This is a genomic window from Bariatricus sp. HCP28S3_F11, from assembly GCF_052065395.1.
Classification (GTDB): domain Bacteria; phylum Bacillota; class Clostridia; order Lachnospirales; family Lachnospiraceae; genus Allocoprococcus.
Window position 1 is genome coordinate 1 of record NZ_JBQHUC010000003.1, and the last position, 12,958, is coordinate 12,958.

Below are 12,958 nucleotides of genomic sequence, written 5' to 3' on the forward strand. Positions count from 1 at the left end.
AAAAAAGCGCGCCGTAATTACAGGCACGTACAAAGAGACATCATTATGGAACTGATATAATAATTCGCTGTTTTTGTGCAGGAGACAGGAACTTTATTTTGCGAGACGACAATAAACAATACCAGCAGTATAACAGCGATACTGACACCAAGATATTTTGAAATAGGAGGGAAGAAGGAAATTCTTCCCAGATACAATTCGCTGTTTAACACGAAAGAAAGGGTGACTGCGGTCATAAATGCTGCGGGCACAGCGCAGATGTATGCATTCTTTCCCTCATGAGTCAGATACATGGCAGCAGTCCACAGGACAATGGCAGCCAGAATCTGGTTCGTAGAGGCAAAATAGTTACAGATGGAAGTATAGTCCAACTGAGAGACCAGAACACCAAGAGCCAGCAGAGGAATGGTCACCAGCAGGCGATTCCTGTAACTCTTCTGATCCAGTTTAAGAGCATCAGCAATGGTCAGACGAGCTGAGCGGAATGCGGTATCACCGGAGGAAATAGGGCAGGCTATAACCCCCAACATAGCCAGAATGACACCCAAAACCGCCCATGGTAGTGGAACAGATGTTATAAACACAGCTGGACTGACCAACGGCCATAGCTTCCTTAAGACCGGTCATGAGTCCCCCTTCGACAGGGAATAGTGCGCAGGATGCAGCGGCCCAGACCAAAGCGATGATCCCTTCACATACCATGGCACCACAAGCCACAGAGATAAACATGGCCGGGAATATGGTTGTTCCATCGGGATGCATATTGCGCAAAGGCAGAATTTCGGGGATCACATAGCCTTTCCCGATCGTTCCGATGCCGACACCAATCGCCATCTGTTCTGCCATGGCAGCAACAAACGTATTTCCGGCTTTTGCCGCAGATTTGGCACATAAGTATACCTATCAGGGTGCAAATGGAACTATGCAGGATGTCTTGATACAAATGGCGTGTTTTTGGCTGCATCCAAAGATCCGTCGCAAGGACAGGATTCTTTCCATGTGATCGCAGACATGAATGACCTGTTCAATTATCCGGCATACCACCGGAACGATGTAAATGGCGGCGGCGGTATTTATCAGGTAATCGAATATAGTGGTGCCCTTTACGTAGTGATCTGCACGGGTACGCCAGAAACCAAAAAGCGAATCAGGAACTTTGCAGACTTTTGCTATCGTAAAAGGCGTCTGCAATGGTGATGTTACAGATAAAGATGCATGGTCATGGTCCGTACTTGCAGGCGATAAAGAGGACGAGGCAAAATATCCGTTCGGTTTGGGTGAAGAGAGAATCAGTGCCGTCGCGTGCACGTTGCAGGAATATGACGGATATTTATATATCGGTGAATATAACGATGTGTCCAGTGCACTTCGGAAGTTTGCACTTAGAAAAGATTTCACGACCCAGGCGACCAATTTGGAGCAGTCCATCAATCTTTATCGTATGGATGCGGACGAACATATTGAAAAGGTAGTCGGCGATCCGACGGAAGCATTTCCGACCATTTTAACAGGGCTTGGATCTGGATATACATCGTCAAACGGCGAAAAACTTGGCACTCATATGAACCAGTATACCTGGCAGACGACAGTCTACAATGATAAATTATATGTTGGCACCATGGATACCACAACGCCTCTGGAACCGATTGCCCAGTTCACGAATGGGGACCTTCTGGATATGAACGCAGAGGAACGGACTTTTTCAGCTTCGATATGGCGAATGAATTGATTGATATAAACGAATCTGTAAGCGAGGTAAAAGATTGTATCGACTCAAAAGACAGAGCCGGATTAGAGGAATCTTACAAGGAACTGTTTGAACAGTATCAGGAGTTGAAAGATCAGCTTCCGGAAAATATTTCTTCCAAATATGATGTATTACTGAACTATGCAACGAAAGCCGTGTTAGTAGAAACACCCATATCGAACACTTCGTCTATTGCGGTGTACGCGGCCTTTGTTTTCCAGGCGCAGAACTTACTCATGATATCATCATAATCGATGCCTGCAGTAAGGCTGTCCAGCGTAGCAATAGCCATGCTCGTATCGTCAGACCATGTGCCTGCAGGAACAGGATGTGTACCATAACCCGTCATGTCCTTCACGGGATTTGACTTCAGCTCCTGCCGGGACTTAAACTCAACAGGGACGCCGAGAGCATCTGCAATAGCGTGTCTAATGATGAGAGAATCAGCAGAAATTTATACAGATTTATGGGGGAGCATGTAAAAGATTACATGCCTCACGGAGTGACGGAGAATGAATTTCTGGAAAGATTAAATCCAAAAGAATTAGAGAATATTCAGCAAAATATTGTAATTTGTGCTAGTATGCAATGTGGATAACTCAAGACATTTTCGCATGAAATATTGAAGATAGGCATTTCACAGAAATGGCAGGCTGTAAAATGAATTTACCTTTCAATGCTGGTCGTATGAAATAGAAATTGTATTTTGTGGTGACGTGTGCTAAAATACATACAAAGCATTTAGTTCTATTTGTCTAAACGAAAGCGTCTGATTTCATTTCATACATCAAAAATTATTAGAATTCTCAATGCTTGATTACCCAAAAACAGGCAGAGGATTTCTAAGTAGGTACGATAGCGAGAGACCCTCTGCACTATTTTAAACAGGAGGTCTTTTATGAAGAAGAGAAGAACAAAACGCAAGAAAGCAGTCAGGACAACTGCACCCAATCGTACTTACAAAGCCCGCATTTTCGAAATGGTATTCAGTGACAAAAAGGAATTACTTGCACTTTATAATGCAATCAACAAGACCAAGTATGATGATCCGGAGCTTCTGGAAATCAATACATTGGAAAATGCAATCTATATGTCAATGAAGAATGATGTGTCCTTTATCATTGATTCCAGATTGTCCTTGTATGAGCATCAATCTACTTACAGTCCGAATCTTCCAATACGATATTTGTTGTATGTTGCAGATATTTATGCGAATGTTACCCAAAATGAGAATCTGTACGGAACAAAGAAAGTTATGATACCACCGCCTAGATTCTTAATCTTTTACAATGGGAGAGCCCCTTATCCAGAACGAAAAGTCTTAAAACTATCGGAGTTGTATGTGGTAGAGGAAGAAGAAGTCTCTCTGGAATTGACTGCATTACAGCTGAATATTAATCCAGGGTACAATGAAGAACTGATGAATACGTGTAAGACCTTGCGTGACTATTCTGAGTATACGGAACGAGTACGAAGGTACGCAGAGACTATGAAACTGGAAGAAGCAGTGGAACGAGCGATAACAGAGTGTATTAGGGAAGGAATTCTATCAGAATTCCTGTCAAAAAACAGAGCGGAGGCGAAGCGGATGAGTATATATGAATATGATGAAGAAAGACATATGCGCCAGACCCGCGCGGAAGGATATGAAGATGGCGAAGCCGCTGGAAGAAAAATCGGCGAAGAGATTGGAAGGCAACAGGGCGAGGAAATCGGAACAAATCGGATAAATCAATTGACCATCATTCTTGCAAAGGAAAATCGGACAGAGGATATCATAAAGGCGGCGAGTGATCCGAAATATCAGAAGAAATTATTGGAGGAGTTTTCCTTATAAAGATTTTGCTGAAAGAATAGCACATATCTTTTTCGGATATTGTAATCTGGTGAAGCATTACAATATCCGAATAGTGTAACTATAATCACACCGATTCAAGCATATTTCAATTTTTACAGCAGAGAAATTCTATATGATTCTTTTATGATTGAAAGCTGATTTTAACAGTAAACCACTGTTCGTCGTATTCATAATCTAAACATCCGTCATGCCGCTCAACAATCTCTTTTACAATCTTAAGCCCTAGTCCTTTGTGCCCCTCCTTTGTTGATTTGATGGTTCCATCAGCTATCACAATTGGATTTGGCAAATTATTTTTCAAATTTATGACAATATAGTCCTGATGCCGGTGGATTCTTAGTATTATCTTTTTGAGAGTCTTACCTTCATAGCCTTCGCATGCTTCTATTGCATTATCAAGAAGATTGGAAAATAGTGAAGTAATTTCGATATCTGTCATGAATGTCCAGTTTATCTCTTGAATCAAAATCTGCAGGTCAATTCCGAATCGTTTGGGAGGTGAAGGCGTAAAAAGTCTTGATTTACTCCATGCAACCACTGGAAAACAATTAATTAGAGATCACATTAAATATATAGATAAATTGAAAATCAGGTGCGATAATACTATCTCAGAAAGAAATATAGGATTAGGTCATCAAATGTGTTATGCATCATATAAAAATGGTTTTATTATTAGAGCCAGCGGTAAAGTTGAAAAATGTACAGTTGCACTAGATAAACCGCAAAATGAAGTGGGGTATTTGGATATAAATGGTAATTTGAATGTATATTGTGAAAAAAATAAAGAATGGAGCGAGAGAGCTATGCATAACAAATGTTATTCTTGCAATAAAGTTTTTTCGTGTTTAAATAAAATGTGTCCATACAAAAGCGTAATGAATAGAAATTATGTCTGTGAAAATTACCGAAATTTTGGAAATGAGGGATAAAGATTGAAAGCTTTTATGAACCACTACAAATTTGAAAATTTCATAATATTTCTGGAACTGTTATTTCAAAATTTGCTTCTTCTGGGAAGCACGCTTATTACTATGCATATGGCAAAGCTTGTTATGGAGGGAGATTTACAAGGAATTCTAATCTGTTCGGCTGGAATTATTATCCTCTATCTGACACTTCATCTTTTGTTTTGGAGTTATGACGTTCATCTCGCGAAAGTCACTGCTAAAATCAATCAAGAAATGCGTGAGCGCCTGAACCTTCAAATGTGGGGAAAAACCACAGAAGAGATGAAAAAAGGTGATTCGGGAGAATATGTATCCTGGTATATTAACGATTTAAAAGAGGCGGAGGAAAAAGGCATTCTTAGTTTCTACGATGTCATGGATAACGTTATCAAACTGGTGCTGGGAATTGTTGTACTGGGCGTGATGAAATGGCAACTTTTACTTTGTACATTGCTTACAACGGGAGCAGTTTATGTACTGTCTCGACGTTTTGGTGATAACGTGGAACAAGAGGCTGGGAACGTCTCTATGTCATGGGAAAAATTTACACAGGCAGTAAAAGAGCAGATAGGCGGAGTGAGAGTCCTCAAGTATTTCGGGTATCAGGATCGGTTTGAAAGTCAGATCAATGAGAAATCGAAAGAGTTAGAAGAGCAAAGATGTATCTATGTGAAAACACAAGGAAAAGAGGCACTAAGGATAAAAGCGGTTAATTCGATGGCAAGTTTTATCAATAATATGGCGTTATTCGGAATGTGTGCGCTTCGTGTGATTCCGGCAGAAATATTTTTTGGAGGAGGAAATTTGACCAATCAGGTAAAAAATTCCATTCTCGAACTTTCTGAACTGCGGCTTGTCATGCGTGGTGCCAGACCATATTTTGAAAAAATAAACAGAATTGCAGAGGAAAAGAAAAGAAGAAAAGAACTTCCGGTTATTGCAAATGAAATTGAACTACGAAATTTAAGCTTTTCATATCCAGAACATCCGGTGTTTGAAAATTTGAATTTGAAATTTAAAGTAGATGGAAAATATGCCATCATAGGAAAAAGCGGAAGTGGTAAAACAACCTTATTAAAAATTCTTTTAGGCCAATTAACTTCGTACAGTGGAGAACTACTTTTTGACGGTGTAAATGCTGCTGTGTATGATACAGAATCGTTTTACCGCCATATGGCGTATATTGAACAAAACGTATTTTTATTTCACACAACAATTCGGGAGAATATCACGCTTGGAGAGGTGTTTAAAGAGGAAGAATTAGAAGAGGCATTGCGAAACAGTGCCCTATATGAAGAGCTAAACTCATTTCCACAAGGGCTTGATACGGATGTGGGAGAAAACGGAGAATATCTTTCCGGAGGACAAAAACAAAGAGTTGCAGTGGCGAGAGCGCTTATTCATAACCGGAAGATCCTAATTGTGGATGAGGGGACTTCGGCTCTTGACAAAACAAATGCAAAGAAGATAGAAGAGGCTCTTTTAAAGTCCAAAGATGTGACCTTGTTGTTTGTAAGCCATCATTTGGAAGAAAAAGATATGCAGCAATATACAAATGTATACTGTTTGGGAGAGAAGGTGGCACGATGAAAAAGTATCTGTTACGCTATAAAAAAGAAAATGCTATATTACTCTTCTTGTTGATTTTTATAAATGGAATAGAGACAAGTTCCGCATTTTTGCAGATGTACATAGGAAAGCAGGTCATGGAGAGCAAATTTGAAAAGGTGCTAGTTGCTGTGGCCTTTAGCTCGGCTCTTATGTACATTTTAAATGTTCTTTTATATATACGGAAGAATTACCAGACCCATCTTATTGCCCGTATGAATACGGATTTCCGAAATGATATTAGTAAAAAGATCCTGCGGGAATCTTTTGAAACGAATGCAGGAACGGATACCGGCGAGTATTTATCCTGGTATACAAACGATGTCAGAGAAGCTGAAAATCAAGGATTCCAAGTATTTTACAGCTGCATGAATACCGCACTTAGTCTTTTGATGGGATCCATTTCTCTGATTTTTATTAAGTGGGAATTATTGGCAGTGACGCTGACCGTATCCAGTATTTCTATGTATGTAAGTACAAGATTCAGTGATAAGGTGGAAAAATATGCAGGTAAAGTATCGGTGGCAATGGAACGGTATACGGACAAAGTGAAAGAGCAGATTGCAGGTATCGGCGTATTAAAAGCCTTTGGAAATCCGAATAAATTTCATAAAGAAATCATGGATGCAGGAGAAGCGTTTGAGAAAGAAAAGTGTGATTTTGCAAAGAATAAGGGAAAAGAAAATTATAAATCAACGGTAATCAGTATCTTGGGAATCAATGTAATTAATATCCTGACTTTTGTTCTTTGCGTACTGAGGATCATCTCACCTGAAATCATTTTCGGAAGTCTGAATCTCACAAATCAAGTAGGAAATGCTTTTGATCAGCTGATTCAAGCAAGATTACAAATTGCAGGTTCAAGACCATATTTTGCAAAAGTTGAATGTGAAAATATTTTAGCAGAAAAAAGGTACAAGCAAAAGCTTCCTGCACTCGAGAAGGAAATTGTCCTTGAAAAGTTAACTTTTTCCTATGGGGAGAAAAAGGTATTCGAAAATATCAATTATACATTTGAAAAGAATGGGAAATATGCCCTTGTAGGGAAAAGTGGAAGCGGAAAAACTACACTTATGAAGATTTTGCTCGGGCAGCTGGGAAATTATCAAGGAAAAGTCTACTATGACGGAGTAGAAATGTCTTCTTTTGATGTAGATACTTATTATGAGCAGATAGCATATATCGAACAGGATGTATATCTTTTTGATTGTTCCATAAGGGAGAATATTACCCTTGGAAGTGATTTCCCAGAAGAAAAAATGCAGGAAGTCTTAAAAATGAGTGCATTGCAGAATGATATGAATGCATTTCCGGACGGATTGGATACGAAAGTAGGAGAGAACGGTAAAAACTTGTCCGGAGGGCAGAAACAGAGAGTTGCCATAGCACGGGCATTGATTCATAATCGAACCATTCTCTTTGTAGATGAAGGAACATCGGCATTAGATAAAGAAAACGCTGCCGTCGTGGAGGAAGCTTTACTGGCGTGTCCGACACTTACACTGATTCTAATTACCCATCATTTGAAAAAAGACACTATTCCTTTATATGATAAAGTTTACAGCCTTTAGCCGAGGGGACGATCCTTCCGTCACGACCATCGCCCATTGGTTTGAGCTACAGCGATACAGGAATTATATGACGTCAACTATATTCTGGGTGGAATTGGGGCAGCATTCTATGATACAATAAAAATGGTATTAAACTATTTTATTTTGGCGATAGAAAATTATTGCACAGCCATTATAATGGCTCTTTATAGTATTGATATCTATTTGCAATCTTGGATTTGAGGGATATTCAATGGAAGAAATGTGTGTAAATAAAAAATCATTTAAAATTATCAAATTATTAGGTCATGGGAAAGGGGGATATTCCTATCTTGTAACAGATGGGAAAAAAGAATATGTACTAAAACAAATTCACCATGAACCATGTGACTATTATCAGTTTGGAAACAAAATCGAATCGGAAATAAAGGATTATGAGCGTTTAAAAGAGATTGGAATCCGAATGCCAACGATGTTGGATGTTGACATCGAAAAGGAACGAATTTTGAAAGAGTACATAAAGGGAGACACCATATTTGATTATATACTACGAAATGAGATGAAACCGGATTTTATAGAGCAGATGAAAGAAATGTGCGCATGTTTGTATGCAGCAAATACGAATATTGATTATTTTCCAACTAATTTTGTGGTACAGGAAGATAAATTATACTATATTGATTACGAATGTAATGATTATATGGAAGAATGGAATTTCGAAAATTGGGGAATAAAATATTGGTCACAAACAAAGGAATTTTTGGAATATGTTAATAAGTAGAAAGATTAAGGGCAGATTTCACTACTTCTCTCGGAGTCATTCCCATTCGGATTGCAGATGACTATGCATTTCTCTGACATCTGAGGAAAGATTCATATTTACAATATTGCTTTTTCTATAGTACAATTTATCAGAATGAAGTATTCTAATATTGACTTTGCAATAAGTGTAAGATATATTGGAAGACAATTGGATTACGAATTGTATAAATATGAGGTATTTAAACCATGAGAAAACTAGCTTTAAGCGATGATATTTTATTAAAAGTGGACAAACCCGCAAGATACATCGGAAACGAAGTGAATTCTGTAGTGAAGAATCCGGATGAAGTTACAATTAGGTTCGCCTTTTGCTTTCCAGAGGTTTACGAAATAGGCATGTCACACCTCGGTCTTCAGATCCTCTATGACATGTTCAACCATCGTGATGACGTCTGGTGTGAGCGTGTCTTTTCGCCGTGGGTGGATCTTGACAAGATCATGCGGAAGGAACATATTCCGCTTTTTGCTCTGGAATCCCAGGATCCTGTGAAAGACTTTGATTTTCTTGGCTTTACACTCCAGTTCGAGATGTGCTATACTAACATTTTACAGGTGCTGGATCTTTCCGGGATCCCGCTTCACACCGAAGAACGTACTCTGGATGATCCTTTTGTCATCGGAGGCGGTCCCTGCGCCTATAATCCGGAGCCGCTGGCGGATTTCTTCGACATGTTCTACATCGGAGAAGGAGAAGTGGTTTATGATGAGCTTTTTGATGCATATAAGGAATGGAAACATTCCGGCAAGGACCGGACTTCATTTCTGGAAATGGCTGCGGAGATTGAGGGGATCTATGTGCCTTCTTTCTACCGTACCGACTACAATCCGGATGGAACAATCGCTGCATTTACACCGGTAAATGCACATGCGAAGGAGAGAATCCGCCGTCAGGTAGCGGCAGATATGAGTACAACAACCTACCCGCTGAAGCCCATCGTACCATTTATCAAGGTAACACAGGACCGGGCGGTTCTTGAGATTCAGAGAGGATGTATCCGAGGATGCCGTTTCTGTCAGGCAGGCATGGTGTATCGTCCGACGAGACCGCGGGATATCAACATGCTGAAAGAGACCGCAAAAGCGATGCTCCGCAATACGGGACATGAAGAAATCACTCTGAGTTCATTAAGCTCCAGTGATTATAATGAATTAGAAGAAATCGTTAATTTCCTGATTGATGAATTCCATGGGCAGGGTGTGAATATTTCCCTTCCTTCCCTTCGAATTGATGCCTTTTCGCTGGATGTCATGAGCAAAGTTCAGGATATTCGCAAGAGCAGTCTTACGTTTGCCCCGGAAGCCGGTACGCAGCGGATGCGAAATGTGATCAATAAAGGTCTTACGGAAGAAGAAATTCTGGAAGGAGCGGGACAGGCCTTTGAAGGCGGCTGGAATAAGGTGAAGCTTTATTTCATGCTGGGGCTGCCCACCGAGACAGAGGAAGATATGGAAGGAATCGCGGTCCTTTCTGATAAAGTTGCCCGCAGATATTACGAGATTCCGAAGGAACAGCGCAATGGGAAATGCCAGATCACGGCCAGCAGTTCGTTCTTTGTACCAAAGCCGTTTTCTCCGCTTCAGTGGGCTCAGATGTGTCCTGCCGACGAATATGTTCGCCGAGCTGGAATCGTTCAGGAAGCGATGCGCAACCAGCTGAACCGGAAAAGCCTGCGCTATAACTGGCACACGGCTGAGCTCACGGTGCTGGAAGGCGTATTTGCCCGCGGGGACCGGAAGATGGGCACGGTTCTGGAAGAGGCCTACCGTCTTGGATGTATTTACGATTCCTGGAATGAATATTTCCGCTATGATCTGTGGATGCAGGCGTTTGAAACTACAGGAATCGATCCGGATTTCTACAATCTGCGCAAACGGGAAGCGGACGAGATCTTCCCATGGGATTTTATCGATTGTGGCGTGACCAAGTCCTTCCTCAGAAAAGAGTGGGAGAGAGCCATGAACGGGGAAGTGACCCCGAACTGCCGCAGACAGTGTTCCGGCTGCGGCGCTGCAAGCTATGGAGGAGGTGTCTGCTATGAAGGCAAGAATTAAATTCCGCAAAAACGGTATCATGAAATTCATCGGACATCTGGACATTATGCGCTATTTTCAGAAAGCGATCCGCCGTGCACAGATACCGATCGCATTTACCGGAGGCTACAGTCCGCATATGATCATGTCCTTTGCAAATCCGCTCGGCGTCGGTCTTACAAGTGACGGAGAATACTTTGACATCGAGCTCACCGAACCGATCGCCAGCAAAGAAGCCATCCGCCGTCTGAATGAGCAGATGGTAGAAGGTATGGAAGTGACCGGCTTTGTGGAAATTCCGGATGACAAGAAAAGCAAAGGGATGACGATCGTTGCCGGGGCAGACTACCTTTCAATAGTAAAAAAAGGCGTTCTTCCGGAAGGATGGCAGAAGCATCTCGAACACTTTTATGCGCAGGATGAAATCTTTATCCTTAAAATAACAAAGAAAAGCGAAAAGGAAGTCAACATACGTCCCATCATTTATGATCTTCATCCTCAGGGTGAAGGAATCTACATGCGGGTTGCGGCCGGAAGTGTGCAGAATCTGAAACCGGAACCTGTTCTGGAAGCCTTCCTTGAATATATGAATATGCTCGGTGAAGAAACGGATGGGATTGAATTTGCCCATCATCGGCTGGAAACGCTGGCCAATACCGGAAGTGAAGAATATCCGGACTTTGTGCCGCTTTCTGCTCTTGGAACGGAGATTATCTGACCAATGGAACGAAAATTATTGATAACCGAATGTCGGGGACACATCCTGACCGCACTTCAGGAGGACGGGAAAATTGCAGAATTGCATTACAGTCCCTTACGTGATACAAAAGCATGCAGAATCGGTGAGATCTATATCGGAAAAGTCCGGAAGATTCTTCCGAATATCAACGGTGCATTTATCGAAATAAAAAATGGTGTAGAGTGCTACTATTCACTCGAAGAAAAAGCAGAGCCGTATTTTACGGACAAACATGGCAAAAAGAACCTGAATGTGGGAGATGAGCTTCTGGTTCAGGTGCGCAAAGAGGCAGTCAAGACAAAGCAGCCTACGGTGAGCGGCGATCTGAATTTTGTCGGGAAATATGTAATCCTCAGTTCCGGGAACCGTCAGATCGGCGTTTCCGCAAAGCTTTCCCGGGATCAGAGAGAACGGCTGCTTGCACTTGGTCAATCATTTGCCGACAAGGATTATGGAATGATTTTTCGAACCAATGCCGGCGAGGCACCGGATGACAGGATTCTTTCGGAAATACAGATGCTGGAAGAAGAGTTTCACCGCGTTCTTACATATGGTAAAAACCGTACCTGTTTCAGTTGTGTTTCCCATGTGCCGGATGATTGGCTTTTATCGCTTAAGAATCTTTATCGACAGGGGCTTACGGAAATCCTTGTCGATGCCGTTACCCAAAATGGACTGCTTTACAATAAGACAGAAGCATTTCTTACGCAGGAACAGCCGGAAGACCTGAAGCTTCTTCGCGCGTATACGGATGCGTCCTATCCACTATGCAAGTGTTACAGTCTCGAGAAAGTGACTGATGACGCGCTTTCGGAAAAAGTATGGATGCCCTCCGGAGCCTATCTGGTGATCCAGCCAACGGAGGCACTTACTGTGATCGATGTGAATTCCGGGAAATGCCTGAAAAAGAAAAAACTATTTGCAGACATCAACCGGGAGGCTGCAAAAGAAGCCGCAAAACAGATCCGGCTTCGCAATCTGTCCGGTATCATTCTCATAGATTTCATCAACATGGACACGGAAGCGGAAAAAAATGAATTATTACACGAACTGCAGATGCTCCTTTCCATGGATCCGAATCCCGGTCATGTAGTGGAAATGACTAAACTGCAGCTCGTTGAGATTACACGAAAAAAAATCAGGAAAACACTGAAGGAGAGTTTATATGGCTAAGAAAGAAATTAAAACGAATGCGATGCGTATTCTGGACCGAATGAAGATTCCATATAAGTTCCAGGCGTATGAGTGTGATGAATTTACAGACGGGATCGAGACGGCGGACAAACTGAATCTTCCCCATGAACAGGTATATAAAACCATCGTCACGACCGGCAAAAGCGGACAGCATTATGTCTTCGTACTTCCAATCGAGAAGGAAATTGACTTTAAAAAAGCGGCCAAAACCGTTGGCGAAAAATCTCTGGAAATGTTACATTTAAAAGAGCTGACACCCCTGACCGGCTATGTCAGAGGCGGATGCACCGCAATCGGTATGAAGAAACAGTTTCCAGTTGTTATAGATGAAACGGCATGTGCTTTTGAGGAAATTTATGTAAGTGCAGGCCGGATCGGTGCACAGCTCACCCTTGCGCCGGAAGGATTAAGAAAAGCGGCAAATGCAAAATTTGCAGATGTCATTCATACATAAGAGGAAAA

The 12,958-nt window shown here is 41.5% G+C and carries 14 protein-coding genes; 11 read left to right on the forward strand and 3 right to left on the reverse strand.

Features of this window, described 5'->3' with window-relative positions; translation table 11 throughout:
- Positions 1-17: 17 nt before the first annotated feature.
- Positions 18-599 carry a carbon starvation CstA family protein gene (locus ACTNBR_RS01965; protein ID WP_441042656.1) on the reverse strand — a complete coding sequence of 194 codons (582 nt, stop codon included), beginning with the start codon at positions 597-599 and terminating at the stop codon, positions 18-20.
- Between the two features lie 355 nt (positions 600-954).
- Here ACTNBR_RS01965 and ACTNBR_RS01970 point away from each other — a divergent pair, with 355 nt between their 5' ends.
- On the forward strand, positions 955-1,197 hold the full coding sequence (locus ACTNBR_RS01970) for a hypothetical protein (RefSeq protein ID WP_441015817.1): 243 nt from the start codon (positions 955-957) through the stop codon (positions 1,195-1,197).
- A complete protein-coding gene (locus tag ACTNBR_RS01975) occupies positions 1,157-1,729 on the forward strand; it encodes a hypothetical protein (protein ID WP_441015814.1) in 573 nt (190 codons plus the stop codon). The genes ACTNBR_RS01970 and ACTNBR_RS01975 overlap by 41 nt, the downstream gene beginning before the upstream one ends.
- A gap of 157 nt (positions 1,730-1,886) precedes the next feature.
- Here ACTNBR_RS01975 and ACTNBR_RS01980 read toward each other — a convergent pair whose 3' ends face one another.
- Positions 1,887-2,201 (reverse strand): ADP-ribosylglycohydrolase family protein, encoded by a 315-nt coding sequence (locus ACTNBR_RS01980; RefSeq protein ID WP_441042665.1) that lies wholly within the window; start codon positions 2,199-2,201, stop codon positions 1,887-1,889.
- Positions 2,202-2,645: 444 nt separating this feature from the next.
- Here ACTNBR_RS01980 and ACTNBR_RS01985 point away from each other — a divergent pair, with 444 nt between their 5' ends.
- Entirely contained in the window at positions 2,646-3,584 is a 939-nt protein-coding gene (locus ACTNBR_RS01985) for a hypothetical protein (protein ID WP_320855396.1), read from the forward strand.
- Between the two features lie 142 nt (positions 3,585-3,726).
- Here the strand turns inward: ACTNBR_RS01985 and ACTNBR_RS01990 are convergent, their stop codons facing one another.
- Positions 3,727-4,044, reverse strand: a complete 318-nt coding sequence (locus tag ACTNBR_RS01990; protein WP_441042657.1) for a GHKL domain-containing protein — start codon at positions 4,042-4,044, stop codon at positions 3,727-3,729.
- 52 nt (positions 4,045-4,096) lie between these two features.
- Between ACTNBR_RS01990 and ACTNBR_RS01995 the strand changes: the two genes are divergently transcribed.
- The 8 genes from ACTNBR_RS01995 (at position 4,097) to ybaK (ending at position 12,950) form a co-directional block, all read left to right on the forward strand.
- On the forward strand, positions 4,097-4,534 hold the full coding sequence (locus ACTNBR_RS01995; protein ID WP_320855398.1) for a hypothetical protein: 438 nt from the start codon (positions 4,097-4,099) through the stop codon (positions 4,532-4,534).
- Positions 4,535-4,537: 3 nt separating this feature from the next.
- Positions 4,538-6,142, forward strand: coding sequence for an ATP-binding cassette domain-containing protein (locus ACTNBR_RS02000; RefSeq protein WP_441042658.1), 1,605 nt, complete (start codon positions 4,538-4,540; stop codon positions 6,140-6,142).
- Complete coding sequence (locus tag ACTNBR_RS02005; RefSeq protein ID WP_320855400.1) at positions 6,139-7,731, forward strand: ABC transporter ATP-binding protein; 1,593 nt, start codon at positions 6,139-6,141, stop codon at positions 7,729-7,731. The genes ACTNBR_RS02000 and ACTNBR_RS02005 overlap by 4 nt, the downstream gene beginning before the upstream one ends.
- 232 nt (positions 7,732-7,963) lie before the next feature.
- Positions 7,964-8,491 carry a hypothetical protein gene (locus tag ACTNBR_RS02010; RefSeq protein WP_320855401.1) on the forward strand — a complete coding sequence of 176 codons (528 nt, stop codon included), beginning with the start codon at positions 7,964-7,966 and terminating at the stop codon, positions 8,489-8,491.
- Between the two features lie 227 nt (positions 8,492-8,718).
- The gene (locus tag ACTNBR_RS02015) at positions 8,719-10,584 is read left to right on the forward strand and encodes a TIGR03960 family B12-binding radical SAM protein (RefSeq protein ID WP_441015802.1); all 1,866 of its coding nucleotides are present in this window, start codon (positions 8,719-8,721) and stop codon (positions 10,582-10,584) included.
- Positions 10,568-11,281: a TIGR03936 family radical SAM-associated protein gene (locus ACTNBR_RS02020; protein ID WP_427820322.1), complete on the forward strand. Its 714-nt coding sequence runs from the start codon at positions 10,568-10,570 to the stop codon at positions 11,279-11,281. Before ACTNBR_RS02015 ends, ACTNBR_RS02020 begins: the two co-directional genes overlap by 17 nt.
- A 3-nt stretch (positions 11,282-11,284) precedes the next feature.
- On the forward strand, positions 11,285-12,475 hold the full coding sequence (locus ACTNBR_RS02025) for a ribonuclease E/G (RefSeq protein ID WP_441015799.1): 1,191 nt from the start codon (positions 11,285-11,287) through the stop codon (positions 12,473-12,475).
- Positions 12,468-12,950, forward strand: a complete 483-nt coding sequence (gene ybaK, locus ACTNBR_RS02030) for a Cys-tRNA(Pro) deacylase (RefSeq protein WP_427805700.1) — start codon at positions 12,468-12,470, stop codon at positions 12,948-12,950. The genes ACTNBR_RS02025 and ybaK overlap by 8 nt, the downstream gene beginning before the upstream one ends.
- Positions 12,951-12,958 lie beyond the last annotated feature (8 nt).